The organism is Pannonibacter phragmitetus DSM 14782 (genome assembly GCF_000382365.1).
Classification (GTDB): Bacteria; Pseudomonadota; Alphaproteobacteria; order Rhizobiales; family Stappiaceae; genus Pannonibacter; species Pannonibacter phragmitetus.
In genome coordinates this window covers 63,966-86,277 of sequence record NZ_KB908222.1, presented here as the reverse complement: position 1 = coordinate 86,277, position 22,312 = coordinate 63,966, and the positions used below count along the sequence as shown (strand labels likewise).

The following is a 22,312-nucleotide window of genomic DNA, read 5'->3' as shown; positions in this document are numbered from 1 at the left end:
GCTATCCGATCAATTTGCGATGGAACGACCCCATGTCCGATCTTTCCGACCTGAGCCCCGAGACCCCCGGCTTTGCCGCCACGCCTGCTTCCGGCAAGAAGGCGCAGGTCTCTCCCGAAGTGGCGCTCAGGATTGCGCGGCGGATTGCAGAGGAGATCGGCTGTCAGCCGAACCAGGTCAATGCCACGGTGCAGATGCTGGACGAGGGCTCGACGGTGCCCTTCATCGCCCGCTACCGCAAGGAAGCGACCGGCGGGCTCGATGACACCCAGCTGCGCAAGCTGGAAGAGCGGCTGATCTATCTGCGCGAGATGGAAGACCGGCGTGCCGCTATCGTGAAGTCGATCGACGAGCAGGGCAAGCTGACGGACGAGCTGGCGCTGAAGATCGCGCAGGCCGACACCAAGGCGGTGCTGGAAGACCTGTATCTGCCCTTCAAGAAGAAGCGCCGCACCAAGGCGCAGATCGCCCGCGAGGCGGGGCTGGAGCCGCTGGCCGATGCGCTGCTGACCGACCCGCGCAAGGTGCCGGAAACGGAAGCTGCCGCCTTTGTCAGCGAGGAAAAGGGCGTGGCCACGGTGAAGGATGCGCTGGATGGGGCACGCCAGATCCTGATGGAGCGTTTCTCCGAAAACGCTGAACTGGTTGGCCGCCTGCGCGAATATCTGACTTCCAAGGGCGTTGTCGTCTCCAAGGTCATCGACGGCCAGCAGGAGCCGGGCGCCAAGTTCGCCGACTATTTCGATTATTCCGAGAGCTGGGCCAAGATCCCCAGCCACCGGGCGCTGGCGCTGTTCCGTGGCCGCAACGAGGGTGTGCTTTCCGTCGAGCTGACGGTGGACACGGATGTGACCGAGGGGCTGAAGCCGGTCGAGCGCATGGTGGCACATGCGGCCGGTATCTCCGAGCAGGGCCGCCCGGCGGACAAGTGGCTGATGGATGTAGCCCGCTGGGCCTGGAAGGTGAAGCTGGCGCTGCACCTTGAGCTTGACCTGATGGGTGACCTGCGCGACCGGGCCGAGGAAGAGGCCATTCAGGTGTTCGCCCGCAATCTCAAGGACCTGCTGCTGGCAGCCCCCGCCGGCGCCCGCGCCACGCTGGGGCTGGACCCCGGCATCCGCACGGGCGTGAAGGTGGCGGTGGTGGATGCCACCGGCAAGCTGGTGGAGACGGCGACCGTCTATCCCTTCCAGCCGAAGAACGACATGGCCGGTGCCCGCAACACGCTGCTGGCGCTGATCGCCCGCCACAAGGTGGGGCTGATCGCCATTGGCAACGGCACCGCAAGCCGAGAGACTGACCGTCTGGCCGCAGAGGTTCTGGCCGACATTCCGGTCGCGGCGCGGCCCATCAAGGTCATCGTCAACGAGGCGGGGGCTTCGGTCTATTCGGCCTCCGAGCTGGCAGCCAAGGAAATGCCGGATGTGGACGTATCCCTGCGCGGGGCGGCCTCCATCGCCCGCCGCCTGCAGGACCCGCTGGCCGAACTCGTCAAGATCGAGCCCAAGTCCATCGGCGTCGGCCAGTATCAGCATGACGTGAACCAGACCCGGCTTGCCCGTGCGCTGGATGCCGTGGTGGAAGATGCGGTGAACGCGGTGGGTGTGGATCTCAACACCGCCTCGCCTGCGCTGCTTGCCCGTATTTCAGGCTTGGGCGAAAGCCTTGCCAAGGCCGTTGTGGAACACCGCGACAGCATCGGCCGCTTCACCAGCCGCAAGCAGCTGATGGATGTGCCGCGCCTTGGCGCCAAGGCCTTCGAGCTTTGCGCCGGCTTCCTGCGCATCCGCGATGGCAGCAATCCGCTGGATTCGTCCTCCGTGCATCCGGAAGCCTATCCGCTGGCCGAGCGCATCGTGAAGGCCTGTGGCCGGGATGTGCGGCAGATCATGGGCGACAGCGCCTTCCTGAAGACGCTGAATGCGGCCCAGTTCACCGACGAGCGGTTCGGTCTGCCGACGGTGCGCGACATCATCGCCGAGCTGGAGAAACCGGGCCGCGACCCGCGCCCCGAGTTCAAGACCGCAACGCTGCTGGATGGTGTGGAAGAGATTTCAGACCTGCGCGTGGGCATGAAGCTGGAAGGCACGGTCACCAACGTCACCAACTTCGGCGCTTTCGTCGATATCGGCGTGCATCAGGACGGCCTTGTCCACGTGTCGCAGCTGGCCGACAAGTTCGTGGATGATCCGCACAAGGTGGTCAAGGCGGGCGATATCGTCTCGGTGACGGTGCTGGAGGTGGATGCCAAACGCAAGCGCATCTCGCTGACCATGAAGAAGGCCGCCGACTATCAGGCCGCGCGCGAGCGGACCAGCCAGGAAGGGCCTCGTGATCCGCGTGGCCCCCGTCCCGGCGGCGGCGCCCCGCGTGGTGGCGGCGCACCCCGTGGCGGCGGCGCTCCGGCACCGGTCAGCGGCGGCAACAGCGCCATGGCCGCAGCCCTCGCCGCTGCGATGAACCGCAAGGGCAAGTGAGCGGGGACTGGTTTTCCGAGGGGGCCGGCTTGAGGGGGCTTCAAGGCTTCCGGTCAGGCACCAACTCCTCTCCCCCCTTGAGGGGGAGATGCCCCCGGCAGGGGGCAGAGGGGGGTAGCGGGCTATCCTTTCAAACGAAAGGTGATGCCGCACTGAAGCGCTGATACCCCCCTCTGTCTGCTGACGCAGACATCTCCCCCTCTCAAGGGGGGAGAGGGGTACTGCGGCCAAAGGAGGGTGTGCCCGGCCCCATCCTGCGAGCAAGACGGGGCGGAGAGATTGACTGCCTTGTCAGTGGCTGATGCCGCTGCCGCCGGCGATGGCGAGGGTGTAGGGCTGGCCTTCCACCGGGATTTCGCCGGTCTGCTTCAGGTCAGCGGTGCTGATGAGGCGCAAGAGGCCCTTGTTCGGATCGGTCATCACCACGGTATCACCGGCCACAGCAAGCCGCGGGCGCGGGTCGCGCCAGTGGCCGTCCATGCTGTAGGGCTCGCTCACCTTGACGGACACTTCGATCTCGCCCGACAGGATGTTCAGGCGGTGCAGCGTGCCGTCTTCGGTCAGCACATAGGCTGCCTGCGGCTTGGCCGGATCCAGCACGAAGTCCACCCGGCGGAAGGGCAGGGTGACGCGGGTGAAGTGGGGCGCATCGGCCGGGTCCACCACGACAAGGCCGTCAGCGCCATAGTTGCCAAGGAAGGCCTGCATGCCCTTCACGCCCAGCAGCGTGCCGGTCTTGCCCTTCGGGAAATCAGCAGGATAGGGCAGAAGCGCGAATTCGGGCTTTGCGCCATCCGTCTTCACCGTCAGGACGCCGTCTTCGCAGCCCGCCGCCAGATAGGCGCCGGAGAAAGCCTCGCCATGAATGCCGGGACAGGAAGCAAGATCCGACGCCGGTTTGCCATCGGCCGAAAAGGCCTGCAGCCCGAGGCGCGGCAGGCTTGACGCGCCTTCCGGCTTTTCCTTTGCCGAAACGGTCGAGAGCACATAATCGCCGAACACGGCCACAAAGCCATGGTGCGCAACCTCCTGCGGGAAGGTGCGCATCTGCGGATCGCCGCCGAGCAGGCCCTTCACATCCGCAAGCGACGCCTTGGCGTCCTTGTCGAAATTGATGGCCAGCACACCGGAATGCTCAACCACATGCACCGGATTGCCACCCTCCATGGAGGTGCTGAGCAGGGCCGGATCGCTGACCTCGATATCCGCGTGGTCGCCGTGGCTTTCCAGCGTGATGCCGCTTTTCAGAAAATCGGCGCGGTTCGCTTCAGCCTGCACCACGGCAATGCCTGCGCCATCACCGAAGGGATAGAGCCTTGCGTGGCTCTTCACTTCGAAGGACCAGCGCTGGTCCGGCTTGTTCAGATCGATCGCCGTGATCTTGCCGGTGGAATGATCGCCAACGAAAACGCGCCAGTGGCTCTGGGCTTCGTCGGCCCGTACCATTGTTCCACCTGCGGCCAGCGCCATCATCGCCAGCGCAAGGGCTGTCGTCTGCCTAAGCATCTCAAACTCCTGTAATGTTATTTTGTAACAAATCTATCTAAGCCAGCCGGTGCCTGTCTGGCAAGCCCTTCCGAGCCGGAGTCTCGGCCCGCCCTCGCAGAGTTTTGTCAAAATGCATGGCCGGTAAGGACTCATTAACCATTGCCGGATGACGTAGGGGGATTAGAGGGGGCTGCTATGGATGAGATGCTGGCGCTGGAAGGCACTGTTTCCCGGCCGGGGAGCGCGTTGCGCGATGCTGCCTGTTCCAAAATGCATCCAGCGGGGCGCCCTAATTCAGCTTCCTGCAAATGGCTGAGGCCCCTGAGGCCGGATCTTGTCTTGCCGGCGGTGGTTCTCCCCGTTCTGCTTTTGCCTCTGGCCGGCACATCCGCAAGCGCGCAGGGGTTCTTGTTTCCGGTGGTTACGGTTGCCGGATGCAATGGACCGTCCATGGGGGCACTCGGTGTCTTTGCCACTGTTGCTGATTGCTACGCAGATACATCGGGCAACCCTGGCCTCGGCATCACTTCAACCGGTTTTGACGGACAGCACGGGGGCGGCGCGGGCTGGGACAGAGCTTCAGGTGGCGGGGCTGGCGGCGGCGGGCTTTCGCTGCGGATCTCCAATGCCTTCGACTATGTCCAGTACAACGGCGGGCCAGCGGCCTTCTCGATCCTGAGTGTGGGCGGCAGGGGCGGTCATGGCGGCGACGGCAACATCATTCATGACGGGGCGTCCGGCGGCCAAGGTGGTGATGGCGGATCCGTGATTTTCATGCTGGAGCCCTCCGGCAGCATCGCGACCGGGACCATGGGAACCGTTGGCATTCTCGCGGTCAGCAAGGGTGGCCAGGGCGGTGATGGTGGCGAGGGCCACGGCGCGTCAGATGGCGGCACCGGTGGCCTCGGCGGCAATGGCGGTTCTGTCTCTGTCATCACCAATACCGGCTCAAGCATTTCCACCCTGGGCAACTATGCCGCAGCGGTGTCTGTTCTCAGTGAAGGGGGCTATGGCGGAGCGGGTGGGAGCGGCGGCTTCTTCTTCGGCCGTGGCGGCTCGGGCGGACAGGCCGGAAACTCCGGGTCATCGGTCAGTGTTAGCAATTCCGGCGCTCTTTCAACGCTTGGCGTCATGTCGCATGGCGCGCTCGCCCGCAGTGTCGGCGGCAATGGCGGAGAAGGCGGGGTCACCACCGGCACAATCCTCGTCCTTGGCGGCAATGGCGGTGCAGGCGGCAACGGCGAGCGTGTCGCGATGATGAACCTGGGCCGGATTACAACGGCCGGGGATCATGCGCGTGGCCTGTCGGGCCTGAGCATTGGCGGTGGTGGCGGCGATGGCGGGCAGGCCTTTGACTACAGCTCCTTTTACGGGGTTGCAGTTGGTGGAAATGCAGGCGGCGGCGGCGACGCTGGCATGGTGACGATCGACAATTCCGGAACCATTCTCACAGCTGGGCGCTACGCAACTGGCATGGTTGGGCGGTCGATTGGCGGCGGTGGCGGTGAGGGCGGCTCTGCTCAAAGCGTGGTTCTGGGATATCAGGCCGCGCTGTCGCTGACGATGGGCGGTCTGGGCGGTTCGGGCGGCAATGGAGGCATGGTGACGCTCACCAGCTCCGGACGGGTTGCCACCGGATATATCGATCCCCTGGACGCGGTTGAGCCGCGCAATGTGCAATTGCCGGGCGATCATGCCGCAGGCATGCTGGCACAATCGGTTGGTGGCGGGGGAGGCAACGGCGGGGCGGTGATCTCGGTCACGGCAGCCGCCAGCGGCAGCGGCGCCGTTGATGTTTCGTTCGCCCAGGGCGGCAGTGGCGGCTCGGGTGGCGACGGTTCGGATGCCGCTGTCTCTGTCCTGAGCGGTGGTTCGGTGATCACTTACGGACGGCTGGCTCCTGCTGTCCATGCTCAGTCTGTCGGCGGTGGTGGCGGCACAGGCGGCCATGCGATCGACGTGGGCGCTGCGGTGGGAGAAGCAGCTGTCAGCCTTTCGGCCGTCCTGGGCGGCTCGGGCGGCAGTGGCGGCAATGGCGGAACGGCTTCGGTCTACAATGAAGGCTCTGCCGCCACAGCATCTTCCAGGTCGCCCGCAGTGTTCGCCCAGTCCGTGGGCGGCGGCGGCGGCAGTGGAGGCAGCGTCGTCACGGTTGATACGGACATTGGCAAGAACGCGCTCAGTTTGAATGTTGTCCTCGGCATGACCGGCGGCAGCGGCGGACAGGGCGGTTCTGTCAATGCCACGACCTTCGCGGCCAGCACCATCCAGACTCTGGGGCATCAGTCGCACGGACTTTTCGCCCAGTCGGTGGGCGGCGGCGGCGGGCATGGCGGCGACGTTCACACCTATGCGATCTCTGCCATCTACGGAAACGGCACTGCTGCGGCAGTGCCCATCGCGGTCGGCGGTCACGGGGGGCGCGGCGGCACCGGCGGCAGCGTGGCTGTCAGCCATTCCGGCAGCATTCTCACATTCGGCGATCAGGCCCATGGCCTGTTTGGCCAATCCGTTGGCGGCGGCGGCGGGGATGGCGGCTCGGTGCTGGCCTTGTCGATTGCCGCGACGCTCGACAGCCGGAGCGGGGAAAACAAGGACAAGGGCGGGAGGGCTGTCAGCACGGCGGTGACCGTTGGCGGGCATGGTGGCGTGGGGAACCATGGCGGCAGCGTTGTGGCCAATGCGGCGGCGGGCAGCTCCATTGCCACCTCGGGTGTCATGGCCACGGGCGTGAAACTCCAGTCTGTTGGCGGCGGCGGCGGCACGGGCGGCGTGGCGCACAGCTTTGCCGTGTCGACATCGGTGCCAAGCTGGAACCGCTTCTATCCACCGCAGCCCCTTCTGCTCAGACTGGTCAACAAGGTGAGGGGGCTGCCCTCGCGCGAGACAGACAAGAAGAACGGTGCCGACATTGCCGTTTCCGTCGGTGGCTGGGGCGGTGCAGGCGGGAATGGCGGCAGCGTCACCTTCACTGCGGGACCCGGCGCAACCGTCGCGACATCCGGCGTCATGGCCTATGGTGTCCATGGCCAGTCGGTTGGCGGCGGCGGCGGCTCCGGCGGTCACGCCATTTCCAACGGTCTCATCGGCTTTGATACCTATGCCCTTGGGGTGTCTGTCGGTGGTTCCGGCTCTTCTGCCGGGGACGGCGGATCTGTCAGCCTTGCCGGCAGCGCAACGGGTCCTGAAACTGGCTGGAGCCTCATTTCGACGCAGGGTGCCAACGCACATGGCGTCTTCGCCCAGTCCATTGGCGGCGGCGGCGGCGATGGCGGAGCGGCTGCTTCCGCCATCAAGAGCATCCCCGTCTTGAGCGGTCAGGGTCTTGAGATGGCGATCGGCGGTGCGAGCGGCAGCTCCGGCGCGGGTGGCAGCGTGCTGGTGAGCAATCCCGGGCGTGTGCAAACCGCTGGCGCGGGCGCCCATGGCATCTTTGCCCAGTCGGTTGGCGGCGGTGGCGGCTATGGCGGCGATACGACCGCCGGAGGCCTTATGAAGCTGGCCATCGGGCGTGCGGGGTCAGGCGGCGGCAGCGGCGGCAGCGTGGCCGTTGAAGGGCAGGGCGCAATCGTCACGCTGGGGGCTGGCGCTGCCGGCATCTTTGCCCAGTCGGTTGGCGGCGGCGGCGGGGCCGGTTCTCTGGCGCATGAAGGCTCCCTTCCGTTTCTGCCGGACACCAACTACGGGCTTGCGCTCACCATTGGCGGCGGTGGCGGCAACGGGGGCTGGGGCGGCGATGTGTCGGTGAACTTCGGCGGCGGTATCGGCACCTATGGTGCCGTTGCCCCGGCCATTCTGGCCCAGTCGATCGGCGGCAGCGGCGGTGCGTTGGGCGTTGTTCGAGGCACAATTGCCGGTGGCGCCTTTCCGGTCACGGTGACCTCCAGCGGGGCGTTCGGGTTTGCAGGGCAGGTTGCTATTGATGACACCCAGGCACCCGCTCCACTTCTTGTTGAAACCCGGGGCGGCGGCTCGGCAGGCATCATCGCCCACGTGGCCAGCGGTGGAGGCGGCCTGGTGCTGATGGACACCGCTGTTCTGCCTCTCGATATTACGGCGGATCCCATTCTGCCATCCATGCTGCCATTGGAGTTCGGAGGCATCGATCTGAATCTGCGTGGCGGCATCTACACCGTGGGTGCCTCCGCTTACGGCATTCTGGCGATGGATCTTCCGCAAACCGTCGCGCTGCTGGGCACGGATGGCCTTCGGATTCCGCAATCGGCCAGCAGTTCCGGTTCTGGGACCGGGATCAATATCTGGCTGCGCAGCACCAGTACCGTCAGCACCTGGGGACCTGGGGCGCATGGCATCTACGTGGTGAGTAATGCGGACTATAACGGCAGCACTGCGCTTACCGCCCGCCTCGACGGCACGGTTGCCGTTCAAGGTGCCGGTGCCTGGGCGGTGAACATTTCCGACGGCTTGACCAGCGGCAGCACAGCTCTTGGGCAGGTCGCGCGGCTTGAGATCGGCCGGACCGGTGCCGTAAGTGCTGCAAAGGGCAGTGCGGGCGGTATCCGGGTGGGGGCGCAGGTGAGCAACCTGATGCTTGATGTGGAAGGCGCTCTGCGGGCACCCGGCGGAACTGCCCTTTGGTCCGGCGCCGGCGGTGCGCTGAACGTGGGGCGCGGCGGTATTCTGGAGGGTGATATCTCTGGTCCTGCCAGCAGGGACCTTGGGATCGGCAATGCGGGGGTGATCTTCGGCTCGATCCGGAACGGCGGTGCATACAGGATCGCTGAGAGCGGACGCCATTTCCTGGCACTTGATCCTGCGGGGCTTGGCAGCGATCGCATCGACCTGCTGTCACTCGATACGGGCCGGGATCAGATCATTCCGCAGCTGACCGCATTTGCCCCCGCGTTTGCGCAACCGAGCACCGTTCTGAGCTTTGCTGGGGCGTCTGACACATCCCCCATCAGTCTGCGTCCGGGCGAATCTTTGCCGTTCGGGCTTGCCTCCGGCACCGTGGCAACCCGTTTCGCCTATGATCTCTATCATGACAGGGCGCTTGTGACTGGCGCCTCCGTCGACTTTGGACTGGCCGGGCTCAGCGGCAATGCCGGGAAGGCCGCGACCTTCGCCAATGACATGGTCACGGCGCTCGGCCGCAATGTGCCCGGCGCCTATCCCGAGTTGGAGGCGTTGCTGCTGTTTGCAGCCAACACGCTTGACCCAAAGGCTCTGGAGTCCAGCCTGGCCGTGTTTGATGCGGCCGATTTCAGCAAGGCCAGTCAGACAACGCTCTCCTCCTCCGGAACGCACCTGTCGAACATGCAGAGCTGCGGCGGCACCGAGGGCCCCTATGCGGCCATCGCCGAAGAGGCCTGCAACTGGGCCAAGGTGACCGGCAGCACCACGCGCTATGACTGGTCAAGTGATGTTGACACGGTCATGGTCAGCCTCGGCCGTCAGCAGCGTGTCAGCGATGATCTGGTCATTGGTCTCAGCAGTGCCTATGAGGGCTCGCGCTTCCGTTCCAGCGGCCGGTCCGCTTCAGGTTACCGCCTGCATCTCGGGGCCATCGCAAAGGTCTCACAGGGACCGTTCTATGGCTCTGTGTCGCTCAACGGCAGCTATGGCAGTGGCAAGGCGGAGCGGCTCATTTCATCTGCGGGGACAGCCTATGTTGCCAGGTCTCGTCCTTCCTCGCTGGCGCTTGCCTCGCGGTTGCGGGCCGGGGTGCTGGCCAGGGCCGGGCAGGTTGATGTGATCCCCAGTGTTGAACTGGATCTGGCAGTCCTGCAGGACGGAGGCTTCACGGAGTCGGGTGCAGGCTCGCTCAATCTGAAGGTTCATCGCAGGACGCATTTCCTTGCTGATGTCCGCCCCGCCTTGCGCCTGTCCACGGACCATCCTTTTGCGGGCGGAATTGCGCGTGGCTATGTGGAGGCTGGAGCCCGGATTGCACTCAATGGCATGCAGCATACTGTCTCGCTGCCCGGCTCCCCCGCGCCGGACAAGATGCTGCGCCTTGATCTGAAGCGGGACCGGGCCGTCGCGACCCTCGGGCTCGGCGGGTCTCTTCTGTGGGGCAACAACGTGGAGGCCCGGCTGCATTATGAGGCAACGGCAGGGCGCAGCACGCTCGGCCATTCGGCAGGCCTGAAGCTGGGCCTGAAATTCTGACGGGGGTCGTGAACAGACATGTTGGGAAGGTGCCCGGCAGACGGGCACCTTCCGGTATCACCCCTCGCTGAGCATCAGCCTAGGGTCCACCAGCCGGTCGAAGTCTTCGGCGGAGATGTAGCCGAGGTCGAGGCAGGCGGCTTTCAGGGTCATGTCGTGCTCATAGGCGTGATGGGCAGCCTTGGAGGCCTTGTCATAGCCGATGTGCGGGCTGAGAGCGGTCACCAGCATCAGCGAGTTCTCGACATAGCCGGCAATGCGGGCCTCGTTCGCCTCCATGCCTTCCACCATGAACTTGCGGAAGCTGGTGCAGCCATCGGCCAGCATGCGGGCGGACTGGAGCACGGCGTTGATCATCAGCGGCTTGTAGACGTTCATCTCCAGATAGCCGCTGGCCCCGCCCATGCCGACGGCCACGTCATTGGCCATCACCTGAATGCAGAGCATGGCCATGGCCTCGCACTGGGTGGGGTTGACCTTGCCCGGCATGATGGAGGAGCCCGGCTCGTTGGCCGGCAGGATCAGCTCGAACAACCCGCAGCGCGGGCCGCAGGCGAGCAGGCGGATGTCATTGGCGATCTTGAAGAGCGAGCCGGCCGTAGTCTTGAGCGCGCCATGCAGCATCACCAGCCCGTCATGGGCGCCTTGCGCGGCAAACTTGTTGGGTGCGGTGATGAAGGGCAGGCCGGTCAGTGCCGCGATGCGGGCCGCAGCCCCTTCCGCAAAGCCCTTGGGGGCGTTGAGGCCTGTCCCCACAGCCGTGCCGCCAAGCGCCAGCTTGTAGACATCGGGCAGGGCGCCGGCGATGCGGTCAAGGTTCTCGTCCAGCATCTCCACATAGCCGGAGAATTCCTGGCCAAGGGTCAGCGGCACCGCGTCCTGCAGATGGGTGCGGCCGATCTTGATGATGTGGTCCCAGGCCTTGGCCTTCTTGTCCAGCGCATCGCGCAGCGCCTTCACGGCGGGCAGAACACGGGTCTTCACCGCGATGGCCGCTGCCATGTGCATGGCGGCGGGGAAGGTGTCGTTGGACGACTGGGACATGTTGACGTGGTCATTGGGGTGCACCGGCTTCTTGGAGCCAAGCGCCCCGCCTGCCACCTCGATGGCGCGGTTGGAGATGACCTCGTTGACATTCATGTTGGTCTGGGTGCCACTGCCGGTCATCCAGACATGCAAGGGGAAATGCTCGTCCAGCTTGCCTTCGCTCACTTCCCGCGCTGCGGCAATGATGAGGGCGGCAAGGTCCGGGCTGAGGTGCCCCAGATCCCGGTTGGTTTCGGCGGCTGCCTGCTTGAGGATGCCATAGGCGTGGATGATCTCGATGGGCATCAGCTCGGAGCTGATGTTGAAATAGGTCAGCGACCTCTGCGTCTGAGCGCCCCAGTAGCGGTCACTCTCGACGCTGATTTCACCCATGCTGTCAGTTTCCCGGCGCATTCTCTGCTCCATCCAAGGGGTTTCGCGTCCCGCACCAGTCCTGCGCCAGGCTGCCCGCTTTGGCAACCGGAAAAGCCATTCTCATTTTTGCTCTTGCAACTCATTCGCAATTGTCTATCTTAAATGCAAGTCGTTCTTAAAAGCATTTGCCTTTTGCGGTGCAGCGCGTAGGCTGGAACAGAAAGGAACCCCGATGTTTCTGACGAGACGTGGATTTATCCAGCAAGCGGCTATGGCGGCCGGTGGCGTGATGGCCGGGGCTTCCGGAGTGGCAGGCTTCTCCGGCACCGCACGGGCGGCAACGCAGCTGACGGTGAGCGCGACGACCGGCATGATTGCCGATACCGCATCCGTGATCGGCGGCAATCTTGTCTCGGTCTCCGCGCTGATGGGGCCGGGGGTGGACCCGCATGGCTACCGCCAGACGCGCAGCGACATCGTTGCGATGGCACGGGCCGATCTGGTGCTGCGGCACGGACTTCATCTGGAAGCGCAGATGGAGGAGTTCTTCGCGGATCTCTCCCGCAGGGGCAAGGTGGCGGCGGTTGCCGATACCATCGACCCGGCGCTGCTGCTGTCGCATGAAGACTATCCGGGCCGGTATGACCCGCATGTCTGGATGGATCCGGAGCTCTGGAAGACCGTTTCCACCACCATCGCCTCGGCGCTGAAGACGGCGCAGCCGGATCAGGCTGGGGGCATAGAGGAACGGCTTGCGGCCTTCACGGGCGAACTGGATGCGCTGGATGCCTATTCCATGCAGGTGCTGGACAGCGTGCCGGAAAATGCCCGGGTGCTGGTGACGGCCCATGATGCCTTCAGCTATTTCGGCCGGGCCTATGGTTTCGAGGTGCTGGGCATTCAGGGCATCTCCACAGAAAGCGAGGCAGGCCTTGCCCGCATTGCCGAACTGGTCGGCACGCTGGTCGAGCGCCAGATCGGTGCCGTCTTTGTCGAGAGCTCCGTGCCGGACCGCAACATGAAGGCGCTCATCGAGGGCGCGGCAGCCAAGGGGCACAAGGTGGTCATCGGCGGTGAACTCTTCTCCGATGCCATGGGTCAATCCGGCACCTACGAAGGCACGTATCTGGGCATGATCGACCACAACGTGACCACCATCGCCGCCGCCCTCGGCGGCACTGTGCCGGAGCGGGGCCGCCTCGGGCAGCTGCAGGCGGCGGGCTGAGCAGAAGGGCAACACAAGGATGATCCCGGTGCATTTCAAACAGACGGCAAACAGCGTCCTGCAACAGCAGGAGCAACCGGCCGTGGCGATCCGGGACCTTTCCGTCTCCTATGGAGGAAAGCCTGCCCTTCTGGGCATCTCGGTGGATGTCGAGGCCGCGTCCATGACGGCCATCATCGGCCCCAACGGGGCGGGCAAATCGACCTTGCTCAAGGCAGCGCTCGCCATCGTGCCGCGCCTGTCCGGCACGGTGGACATGTTCGGTCAGCCCTTTGCGAAGGTCCGCCAGCGTGTTGCCTATGTTCCGCAGCGCGCGTCCGTCGACTGGGACTTCCCGGCCCGTGCCGAGGATGTGGTGATGATGGGCCTCTCGCACGAGCTTGGGCTTCTGGGCCACATCCGCCAGCATCACCGGGAATTCGTCATGCACTGCCTTGAGCGGGTGGGCATGGCAGGCTTTGCAGACAGGCAGATCGGCCAGCTTTCCGGCGGCCAGCAGCAGCGCGTGTTCCTGGCCCGGGCGCTGGCGCAGAAGGCCGATCTCTATCTGCTGGACGAACCCTTTGCCGGCGTCGATGCGGCGACGGAGCGGGCGATCATCGGGGTTCTGAAGGCGCTCCGGGACGAGGGCCGGACGGTGGTCTGCGTGCATCACGACCTCTCAACCGTCCCGGCCTATTTCTCCCATGTGCTCGTCATCAACATGCGCCTCATCGCGCAAGGTCCGGTGGACGAAGCCTTTACTCCTGTCATCCTCCAGCGCGCCTACGGCGGCCGCCTCGATGCTTCGGCGCTCAAACCCTCCAAGTCTTCCGGCTTGCCATTGCCGGATATGGCGCTGGAAACGGGGAGGTGAGGGTGGCCTCTAGGGCAAATTCGCTGGTGTGCGTTATAGCCTCTCAGCCCCCCTCCCCACCTCGGGAGAGAATGCGGATTCCGGGCTGTGGCTTTGGCACTAACCCCTCTCCCCCCTTGAGGGGCAGTGTTTACAATGGACTGCTAGTGAGGTTCCAACTCCTCTCCCCCCTTGAGGGGGAGATGCCCCCGTCAGGGGGCAGAGGGGGGTATGCAGCCTCTCGAAAGACCCGGAAGTCTGTGCCGTGCCGAGGCGCTGCCCCCCCCCTCTGTCAGCTTGCGCTGACATCTCCCCCTCAAGGGGGGAGAGGGGCGCTGCGGCCAAAGGAGAGTGCCTTCCTCCTCCTTGCGTCCGGTGTAAACACTGCCCCCTCAAGGGGGGAGAGGGGCGCTGCGGCGGATCGTTTTTGCCCTGCCTTTGTTTCCCGCAGATACCCCCACCCCTTACCCCTCCCCTCAAGGGCAGGGCTATCGCATATGGCGGAAATCTCTTCCGTCTGCGCAAGGATCGAACGCTCAGTCCTTGCGAAGGGTAATTTTGGAATCCGGAAATGCGTTGCGGCGACAGATCCGAATCCAAAAATTCCATATGCGATTCCCCTGCCCTCAAGGGGGAGGGGGGCGGATGGGCCTTGCCTGACGGATAAAAGGGCGGCCAGGCACCCACTGGAGCCCGGCCATGACTGAGGTCCTGTCCAGCTTCCTCTCTGCGCTGATGATGCAGGCGGGATATAACGCCGCTTTGGTGGGGGTTGGTGCGAGCTTGCTGGGGGCGGCGGCGGGGAGCACGGGGACGTTCCTGTTCCTGCGCAAGCGCTCGCTGATCAGCGATGCCAGCGCCCATGCGACGCTGCCGGGCATTGCGCTGGCTTTCATGGTGATGGTGTCGCTGGGCGGCGATGGCCGCTCCCTGCCGGGGCTGCTGCTGGGCTCGGCCCTGTCTGCCGGGCTGGGGCTGCTGGCTGTGACCTTGCTCACCCGCTACACCCGGCTTGCCGAGGACACGGCGATCGGCGCCGTGCTGTCGGTGTTCTTCGGCTTCGGCATCGTGCTGCTGACGGTCATTCAGGTGATGGGCACCGGCCGGCAGGCGGGGTTGGAAGGGTTTCTGCTCGGCTCCACGGCGGGCATGCTGTTCAGCGATGCGGTGCTGATTGCCTGCGGCGGTGCCATCTGCGTGCTGGTGATGCTGATTTTCCGCAGGCCCATGCTGCATGTCTGCTTTGATCCGGGGCATGCGGAAACCATTGGCATCCGCACCGGCCTTGCCGACGGGGTGATGCTGGGGCTGATGCTGGCCGTCACCGTCACCGGGCTGAAGCTGGTCGGACTGGTGCTCATCGTTGCGCTGCTGATCATTCCCGCAGCGACCGCCCGGTTCTGGAGCGAACGTGCCACCGTCATTCTTGCCCTTGCGGCCCTGTTCGGCGCGCTGGCCGGATATGTTGGCTCGGCGCTGTCGGCGGCGGCGCCCAATGTTCCGGCGGGGCCGGTGATCGTGCTGACGGCCGCGGTCTTCTTCACGGCTTCCCTGCTTGCCGCGCCACGCCGGGGACTGGTGGCGGCCGTTCTGGCGCGGGCGCGGCAGCGCCGCCGCCTGCTGCTGCGGCAAGGGGTTCTGACGCTGGCGCAGCAGGGCGTCATTCATGATCCTCGTCTTCTTCAGGCGCTGTCCCGCGCAGGTCTTCTGGCGGCTGACCGCAAGCTCAATGACGAGGGCCGGGCGCTGGCGCAGATGCTGGCTCAGGACGAAGCGCGCTGGGCCGCGCTGCAGGCAGGTGGCGCCAGTGAGGATGTCATGTCGCGCTATGACGGTGTGCGTCTGATCAGCAGTCTTTTGTCCGCAGGCGAACTCGCGCAGCTGGACAGGCACGCTGCCGCCTCATCCGGGGAGCTGCGCCATGGGGTCTGAGATGTTCGGTGCGGAGTTCGTGCAATTCAGCCTGACGCCGTTGCTCATCGGCACGCTGGCCGCGCTGGCCTGTGCCCTGCCGGGCAATTTCCTCATCCTGCGGCGCGAAGCGATGATCGGCGATGCAATTTCGCATGTGGTGCTGCCGGGCATCGTCGTGGCCTTTCTGATCACCGGGCAGATTTCCACATGGCCGATGATGCTGGGGGCGGGCAGCGCGGCGCTTGTGGCCGTGGTGCTGATCGAACTGCTGCGCCGCTACGCACGGATGGAGCCGGGCGCGGCGATGGGCGTGGTCTTCACCACGCTTTTTGCCGCCGGTGTGCTGCTGCTGGAGCAGAGCAACACCAGCACGGTGCATCTGGATGTGGAGCACGCGCTCTATGGCAATCTGGAAAGCCTGATCTGGCTGGATGCGGACGGCTGGGGCTCGCTCACGGATCCGCAGGCGCTGGCCGGGCTGCCGCCGGAACTCCCGCGCATGGCGGGCGTCGCCGTGGCTGTCTTCCTGCTGATGGGCCTGTTCTGGCGGCCGCTGGTGCTGATGACCTTCGACGAAGGCTATGCCGCCGCACGCGGGCTGCCGGTGACGCTGCTCAGCCTCGCTCTGGTCACCTTGTCCGCAGTGGCGGCGGTGGCGGCCTTTGATGCGGTGGGCTCGATCATCGTCATCGCCATGTTCATCTGCCCGCCCGCAACGGCGCGGCTGATGACGAACCGGCTCGCTGCTCAGGTGGGGCTCAGTCTTTTGATTGCGGCACTGGCGGCCATCACCGGTTATGTGCTGGCGGGCTACGGCCCGCTGTGGCTGGGGGCGAACAATTCGGTCAGCGCGGCGGGAATGATTGCCACCGTCTCCGGCCTTTTCCTTGCGGTGGCCGCCGTTTCCGGCCGCCACCGCAAGGGGCTTTCACGGGGTTGAATGCGTGCCTCAGCCCGGTGACACCATGGCTGCGATCATGTCATGCAGCTGGATGGTGCCAAGCTTCCGCCCATCGGCGCGCGTCACGATGGCGGCCGTTTCGCTCGTCTGCGAGAACAGTCTTGCGGCATCTTCCAGCAGGCTGCCGCTGGGGATCGTCAGATCCGTTTCGGCCAACTCGCCCTTGCGCATGATGGTGTTGACCTTCAGCACCCGGCCCCGGTTCACCTCGCGCACGAAATCGGCGATGTAGCTGTCCGCCGGGCGCAGCACGATCTCTTGGCCCGTGCCATCCTGCACGATCTCGCCATCGCGCAGGATGGCGATGCGGTCGCCGAGGCGCAGCGCCTCGTCCAGATCGTGGGTGATGAAGACGATGGTCTTCTTCAGCTCCTGCTGCAGGTCCAGCAGCACCTTCTGCATATCCATGCGGATCAGCGGGTCGAGGGCCGAATAGGCCTCGTCCATCAAGAGGATGCCCGCGTCATTGGCCAGAGCCCGGGCGAGGCCGACGCGCTGCTGCATGCCGCCGGAAAGCTGGTTGGGATAATAATCCTCATAGCCCTCCAGCCCGACGCGGGTCAGCCACTTGGCAGCGCGCTCCTTGGCTTCCCGCTCGGGAATGCCCTGAATTTCAAGGCCATAGATGGCGTTGCGCAGCACTGTGCGGTGCGGCAGGAGAGCGAATTTCTGGAACACCATCGCCGTCTTGTGGCGGCGGAAGTTGCGCAATTCCTGGGCGGACATGGAGCACACATCCTGCCCCTCGAACAGCACTTCGCCTGCCGTCGGCTCGATCAGCCGGTTGATGTGGCGGATCAGGGTGGACTTGCCGGAACCCGACAGCCCCATCACCACCTGAATGCGCCCGGCAGGCATGGTGAGGTTGATATCCTTGAGGCCGAGGATGTGGTTGTGCCTGTCGTTCAGCTCCGTCTTGGAGATGCCCTCCCGAACGAGACCCATGACGCTTGCAGGATTGGGGCCGAAGACCTTGTAGAGGCCGCGCAGCTCGATGCCGGCAACGCTTGTCTCCTCGTCCGGATCGTCGGTGGGGGAGGGGGTGTGGGTCAGATGATCAGCCATGGGAGGCCTCCGTGTGTTTCTGCATGCGCTTGCCATAGGCCTGGGTGGACCGGTCGAAGATGATGGCGATGGCGACAATGGCGAGGCCGTTGAGAATGCCCATGGTGAAGAACTGGTTGTTGATCGCCTGAAGCACCGGCTGGCCAAGGCCGCGCACGCCGATCATGGAGGCGACGACAACCATGGACAGGGACATCATGATGCACTGGTTGATGCCGGCCATGATGGTGGGCAGCGCCAGCGGCAGCTGCACGTCTTTCAGCTTCTGCCAGGAGGAGGAGCCAAAGGCATCGGCAGCTTCCAGCACATCGGCGCTGACCAGGCGGATGCCGAGGTTGGTGAGGCGGATCATCGGCGGAATGGCATAGATGACCACGGCAATGACGCCCGGCACCTTGCCGAGACCGAAGATCATCACCACCGGGATCAGGTAGACGAAGACCGGCATGGTCTGCATCAGGTCGAGCACCGGATTGATCGTGGCCTGCAGCCTGTCGGACCGGGCCATGGCGATGCCGATGGGAATGCCGAGCACGACCGCTGTGAGGGTACACACTGCCACCATCGCAATGGTGCGCATGGTGTCATCCCACATGCCGAGCACGCCGATCAGCACAAGTGCCACGAGACTGCCTGCCGTGATGCGCCAGCTGCGGCTGATGAGGAAGACAATGGCGAGGATCCCGGCCAGAACCAGCGGCCAGGGGGAGTTGAGCAGCAGGTTCTCGATACCGTTCAGCAGCAGGCGCAGCGGTTCGAAGGCCCGGGACAGCGCGTCGCCATAGGCGCGGGTGAACTCAAGAAACCCCGCATCGATCGTTTGCCGCAGGGCACGCAACGTGCCGCGGCTGAGCGAGGGAAAGTCGAAAAGATCCATTGAAGTGTCCTTTTTGCGCCTGCCCTCTGCTTTGCGTGGAGGCGGGCGCCTGAGGATGAAAAGCGCAAGCCGGAAGGGGGCGTCCGGACGCACTCTGCAGGCTGTGCTGCCAAGCGCGTCCGGCCGCCTGTCATTCACCGGCTCAGAGGGCGGCTTTCACCTTTTCCGCCACTTCCGGGGAGACCCAGGCCTCCCAGACTTCCGGCTTGTTCTCGAGGAACCAGAAGGCGCCATCCTCATTGGAGGCCTGATTGTCCGTCATCCAGGCCAGCACTTCGCCAGCGGTTGCGTTGTCCCAGGAGCGGCCCTTGACGTACTCCATGGCAACGCCCGCCTTCTCCGCGAATTCCTTGGTCACGACGGTGTAGACCGGCGACTTGTCCCAGTCGTTGGGCTTGGGGTCGAGGCAGCCGGAGACGGCGGTGCAGCGCTCCCATTCGGCCGCATCATGCTCGACGCCCAGTTCAAGCCGGGTCATCTCGTATTTGCCAAGGATGGGCGTCGGCGCCCAGTAGTAGCCGAGCCAGCCTTCATTGCGGGAAAAGGCACGGGAGATGGAGCCATCGAGCCCGGCTGCCGAACCGGTGTCGACCAGCTCGAAGCCTTTGCTTTCCACATCGAAGGCTGCAAACAGATTGGTGGTCAGGGTCTGGCAGGCCCAGCCCGAGGGGCAGTTGAAGAAGGCGCCCTTGCTGCGGTCTTCAGCACCGGGGAACAGCTCCGGCTTTGCCAGCGCGCCGGCCAGCGTCTTCAGGCCATGTTCTTCAGCGAGAAAGGTGGGGACCCAGAAGCCCTCCACGCCGCCTTCCGACAGGACCTCGCTGCCGATGATCAGCTTGTCTTCTGCAACGGCCTTGTCGAGCGGATCCTGGATGGTGTTCACCCACAACTCGGGAGCCATGTCCGGCTCGGCCTTCTCGGTCATGGAGGTGAAGGTCGGCACCGTGTCGCCAATCACCAGTTCCACCTCGCAGCCGAAGCCTTCCTCGAGAATGATCTTGTCGATATGGGCAATGGCACCCGCTGAGGGCCAGTTCATTTCGGCCAGCGTCACCCGCCCGCATTCTTCGGCAGCCGAAGCGCCGGACATGCCAAGGCCAATCAGGGCGGCGCCCGTCAGCAGAAGTGTCTTTGTCATTGTCAGTCTCCTGTTGGTCGTCATCCGCTGGCAAAGCCTGCGGAGCGAAAGCCAGCACGATCCAGGATCACGTGGTGGCAAAATGTAATGCCGGACGGAGAAGGTCCTCCCGCGATTGAAAATCGCCGGCACTTTGTAATATCGTCCCTGCATTCAGGGTGATGATGCTCAACATAGTCTGCAGGATATTTATGTCAAGGTTTTGACATATTTAAAATTTCTCTTTTCTGGAGTTGGCTGTCAGGGTTGTGCTGATCGTGATTTCTCTTAATGACATTTTTGATTTGAAATGGAATATTTTGCCTTTTTATTTTCTATGTATACTATTGGATGACGATCTGTTTGAGCTGTGAAGTTTTTGTTTCTTTATCGTGGTGTAATTTTTATGATTTGTGGAATTTTATTCCGATCCGAGAGTTTCGTCCCGCCCATGCGCCGCTTGGATTGGCTTTCCGGAGGAGCAATCAGCCGGTGAGCTTTCGGGGGCTGTTTCAATATCCGGTTGTCCGGATCAAGGAATTGGTGACGCTAAAAGCGGAATTCCCGCTACGTTAGGAGACTTTACGCGGCTGGTACGTATTTTCCCCTGTGAAGGGGTGCAATGCATGCTGAACGTCTTGTCCTGTATCGCGGTCGAACACGACCTGCGCTATGTCGCGCTTGCCGCAATCGTCTGTGTTTTCGGGTCTTTCCTGTCGATGCGCATTTACACGCGCATGCGCAGAAGTGACGGCTCGCGCCGGTGGCTCTGGCTGTTCCTTGGTGCGCTCGTTGCGACCTGTACGATCTGGACCACTCATTTTGCGGCCATGCTGGGCTATCTCGTCCCGTTCGACCGCTCATTTGCACCCGGATTGACGGCAGCCAGCTTTGCGGTCTTGTTCCTCTGCATCTGCTTTGCCTTCAGCGTCTCTCTGCGCTCCCCGGCGGGGCTGACGATCGAGCTGGGCGGCGTGCTGTTTGGCCTTGGCATCGCGATCATGCATTACACCGGCATGGCCGCATTTCTTGTGCCGGGCATCATCACCTGGGAGCCATCCTACGTGCTGGCATCCGTGCTGCTCGGTGCCCTGTTCGGTGGCCTTGCCTTCAACCGTGCCTCCCGGCCGGTGACCCGCTTCTGCCGGTCCTGGGCGATGGTGGCGATGGTTCTGGCGATCGTCTCCATGCACTTCACCGGCATGGATGCGATGACGATCATACCGCTGGCAGGCATTGATATTCCGCCCCAGGCCATGCCGGATGAATACATGCTGGCGACGGTGATCGGCGTGACCACCGTCCTGCTGGTCACGGTTGGCTCGTCCTACACCATCGACCGTTTCTCCTTGCAGGAGGCAACGGAGCGCTATCAGCAGCTGACCCAGTTTGATGCTCTGACCGGTTTGCCGAACAAGATCTGGGCGGAAAGCAAGCTCGCCGAGCTTCTGGTCAGTGCCCTGCGGAGCAACGACAAGGTGGCGGTCTACGCCATAGATCTGGAAGAATTTGCCATGATCAACGCAGCGCATGGCGAGATCACCGGAGATGCTGTGCTGCGGGAAGCCGGCTTGCATCTCAATGATGCCCTGCTGGCTGACGAATACACCGCCCGCTTGCCGGGTGCGCAGTTTCTGTTCATCAAGACAGGGGTGTTTGGCCGGCATGAGACCACCGCCGCTGCAGCCCGGCTGCAGAAGCTGGTGGCCGGGCCGCACATGACACCGGCCGGAAAACTGACCCTGCGCAGCGCTGTTGGCTATGCGGTTTTTCCTGATGACGGGCTGGATGCCCCGGCGCTGATCACAAGGGCGGCCCTTGCCGCGCAGGAGGCCCGGCGCGGTGGCAGCGGGGAAGTCCGTCGCTATCAGGCCGGTCTTGATGACGATGTGCGCCACCAGGCCCGGCTGGCCATTGATCTGCGGAGTGCGGCTTCGGGCAACCAGCTGGAGCTTTATTACCAGCCCCAGAACTGCACCAGCACCCGGTCCCTCGTCGGCTTCGAGGCGCTGGTGCGCTGGCACCACCCCACCCTTGGCATGGTGTCTCCGGGCGATTTCATCCCGGTTGCAGAGCGCACGGGACTGATTGCGGAGATCGGCGAATATGTCCTGCGCCGTGCCTGTGCCGATGCGGCGGCCTGGCCGGGTGGCTACAAGGTTGCGGTCAATGTCGCAGCCTATCAGCTGACGCGCATCGATCTGCCGGCTCTGGTGGATGAAGTGCTGCGGGAGACGGGGCTTGCTCCGGAGCGTCTCGAGATCGAGCTGACCGAAAGCGGCCTGATCGCCGATCACGCCCGGGCCCTGGCGACCATAACCCGGCTCAAGGCGCTGGGTGTTTCCATCGCCATGGATGATTTCGGTACGGGCTATTCCTCGCTGGCGCTGCTGCAGCATTTCCCGTTCGACAAGATCAAGATCGACCGCAGCTTCATCACCGATGTGGCCAACCGGCCCAGGGCTGCCGCCATTGTGCGCGCCGCCCTGCTGATTGCCGAGAGCATGAACATCCCGGTGCTGGCCGAAGGCGTCGAGAACGAAGAAGAGTTTACCTATCTGCGCGATGCCGGATGCCCGGCGGTGCAGGGGTTCCTCTTCGGGCGGCCAATGCCGCTGTCTTCCGTGCAGACGCTCATGCTGCGGGAGCAATTGCGCGCGGCGTCTCCGGGCGCGGCCGCCGGTGACACTGATGGCAGGACGGAAATGCCCGGAGCAGGGCGGTTGGCCAGCTGATTTTTGCAGCCGGCGGGCACTTTCCACTTTGCGGCAGCATTGTGGCAAGGCATGATCCGGCGCAAATCTGAAAGCGCAAGGTGCC

At 64.2% G+C, this 22,312-nt stretch carries 12 protein-coding genes; 7 read left to right on the top strand and 5 right to left on the bottom strand.

Annotation, left to right across the window (positions count from 1 at the left end; genetic code table 11):
• Positions 1 to 32: 32 nt before the first annotated feature.
• A complete protein-coding gene (locus H163_RS0113145) occupies positions 33 to 2,477 on the top strand; it encodes a Tex family protein (RefSeq protein WP_019965056.1) in 2,445 nt (814 codons plus the stop codon).
• 291 nt (positions 2,478 to 2,768) lie between these two features.
• On the opposite strand, the gene H163_RS0113140 is transcribed toward H163_RS0113145, so the two are convergent.
• Positions 2,769 to 3,983, bottom strand: a complete 1,215-nt coding sequence (locus H163_RS0113140; RefSeq protein WP_026355812.1) for a metallochaperone AztD — start codon at positions 3,981 to 3,983, stop codon at positions 2,769 to 2,771.
• A gap of 432 nt (positions 3,984 to 4,415) precedes the next feature.
• Here H163_RS0113140 and H163_RS0113135 point away from each other — a divergent pair, with 432 nt between their 5' ends.
• Positions 4,416 to 10,097, top strand: a complete 5,682-nt coding sequence (locus H163_RS0113135; protein WP_019965054.1) for an autotransporter outer membrane beta-barrel domain-containing protein — start codon at positions 4,416 to 4,418, stop codon at positions 10,095 to 10,097.
• A gap of 57 nt (positions 10,098 to 10,154) precedes the next feature.
• On the opposite strand, the gene fumC is transcribed toward H163_RS0113135, so the two are convergent.
• Positions 10,155 to 11,537, bottom strand: coding sequence for a class II fumarate hydratase (gene fumC, locus H163_RS0113130; protein WP_019965053.1), 1,383 nt, complete (start codon positions 11,535 to 11,537; stop codon positions 10,155 to 10,157).
• A gap of 193 nt (positions 11,538 to 11,730) precedes the next feature.
• Here fumC and H163_RS0113125 point away from each other — a divergent pair, with 193 nt between their 5' ends.
• The 4 genes from H163_RS0113125 to H163_RS0113110 all read left to right on the top strand — a co-directional run bounded on the left by H163_RS0113125 (position 11,731) and on the right by H163_RS0113110 (position 16,412).
• Positions 11,731 to 12,723: a metal ABC transporter solute-binding protein, Zn/Mn family gene (locus H163_RS0113125; protein WP_040678862.1), complete on the top strand. Its 993-nt coding sequence runs from the start codon at positions 11,731 to 11,733 to the stop codon at positions 12,721 to 12,723.
• Positions 12,724 to 12,805: 82 nt separating this feature from the next.
• On the top strand, positions 12,806 to 13,579 hold the full coding sequence (locus H163_RS0113120) for a metal ABC transporter ATP-binding protein (RefSeq protein ID WP_280176606.1): 774 nt from the start codon (positions 12,806 to 12,808) through the stop codon (positions 13,577 to 13,579).
• A gap of 678 nt (positions 13,580 to 14,257) precedes the next feature.
• Positions 14,258 to 15,490, top strand: coding sequence for a metal ABC transporter permease (locus tag H163_RS0113115; protein ID WP_019965050.1), 1,233 nt, complete (start codon positions 14,258 to 14,260; stop codon positions 15,488 to 15,490).
• Entirely contained in the window at positions 15,480 to 16,412 is a 933-nt protein-coding gene (locus tag H163_RS0113110) for a metal ABC transporter permease (protein WP_019965049.1), read from the top strand. Before H163_RS0113115 ends, H163_RS0113110 begins: the two co-directional genes overlap by 11 nt.
• A gap of 9 nt (positions 16,413 to 16,421) precedes the next feature.
• On the opposite strand, the gene H163_RS0113105 is transcribed toward H163_RS0113110, so the two are convergent.
• The 3 genes from H163_RS0113105 to H163_RS0113095 form a co-directional block, all read right to left on the bottom strand.
• A complete protein-coding gene (locus tag H163_RS0113105) occupies positions 16,422 to 17,498 on the bottom strand; it encodes a quaternary amine ABC transporter ATP-binding protein (RefSeq protein WP_019965048.1) in 1,077 nt (358 codons plus the stop codon).
• Positions 17,491 to 18,375: an ABC transporter permease gene (locus H163_RS0113100; RefSeq protein WP_019965047.1), complete on the bottom strand. Its 885-nt coding sequence runs from the start codon at positions 18,373 to 18,375 to the stop codon at positions 17,491 to 17,493. The genes H163_RS0113105 and H163_RS0113100 overlap by 8 nt, the downstream gene beginning before the upstream one ends.
• A 142-nt stretch (positions 18,376 to 18,517) precedes the next feature.
• Positions 18,518 to 19,513 carry a glycine betaine ABC transporter substrate-binding protein gene (locus tag H163_RS0113095; RefSeq protein WP_019965046.1) on the bottom strand — a complete coding sequence of 332 codons (996 nt, stop codon included), beginning with the start codon at positions 19,511 to 19,513 and terminating at the stop codon, positions 18,518 to 18,520.
• Positions 19,514 to 20,118: 605 nt separating this feature from the next.
• On the opposite strand from H163_RS0113095, the gene H163_RS22785 reads away from it, so the two are divergent.
• Positions 20,119 to 22,227 carry a putative bifunctional diguanylate cyclase/phosphodiesterase gene (locus tag H163_RS22785; RefSeq protein WP_019965045.1) on the top strand — a complete coding sequence of 703 codons (2,109 nt, stop codon included), beginning with the start codon at positions 20,119 to 20,121 and terminating at the stop codon, positions 22,225 to 22,227.
• Positions 22,228 to 22,312: the final 85 nt, after the last annotated feature.

What these genes read in the sequence shown, in the direction of transcription:
- H163_RS0113110 (WP_019965049.1), top strand. Translation starts at nt 15,480, where the DNA reads ATGGGGTCTGAGATGTTCGGTGCGGAGTTCGTGCAATTCAGCCTGACG.
- H163_RS0113105 (WP_019965048.1), bottom strand. Translation starts at nt 17,498, where the DNA reads ATGGCTGATCATCTGACCCACACCCCCTCCCCCACCGACGATCCGGAC.
- H163_RS0113125 (WP_040678862.1), top strand. Translation starts at nt 11,731, where the DNA reads ATGTTTCTGACGAGACGTGGATTTATCCAGCAAGCGGCTATGGCGGCC.
- H163_RS0113140 (WP_026355812.1), bottom strand. Translation starts at nt 3,983, where the DNA reads ATGCTTAGGCAGACGACAGCCCTTGCGCTGGCGATGATGGCGCTGGCC.
- H163_RS0113115 (WP_019965050.1), top strand. Translation starts at nt 14,258, where the DNA reads ATGACTGAGGTCCTGTCCAGCTTCCTCTCTGCGCTGATGATGCAGGCG.
- fumC (WP_019965053.1), bottom strand. Translation starts at nt 11,537, where the DNA reads ATGCGCCGGGAAACTGACAGCATGGGTGAAATCAGCGTCGAGAGTGAC.
- H163_RS22785 (WP_019965045.1), top strand. Translation starts at nt 20,119, where the DNA reads ATGCTGAACGTCTTGTCCTGTATCGCGGTCGAACACGACCTGCGCTAT.
- H163_RS0113095 (WP_019965046.1), bottom strand. Translation starts at nt 19,513, where the DNA reads ATGACAAAGACACTTCTGCTGACGGGCGCCGCCCTGATTGGCCTTGGC.
- H163_RS0113100 (WP_019965047.1), bottom strand. Translation starts at nt 18,375, where the DNA reads ATGGATCTTTTCGACTTTCCCTCGCTCAGCCGCGGCACGTTGCGTGCC.
- H163_RS0113135 (WP_019965054.1), top strand. Translation starts at nt 4,416, where the DNA reads ATGGGGGCACTCGGTGTCTTTGCCACTGTTGCTGATTGCTACGCAGAT.
- H163_RS0113145 (WP_019965056.1), top strand. Translation starts at nt 33, where the DNA reads ATGTCCGATCTTTCCGACCTGAGCCCCGAGACCCCCGGCTTTGCCGCC.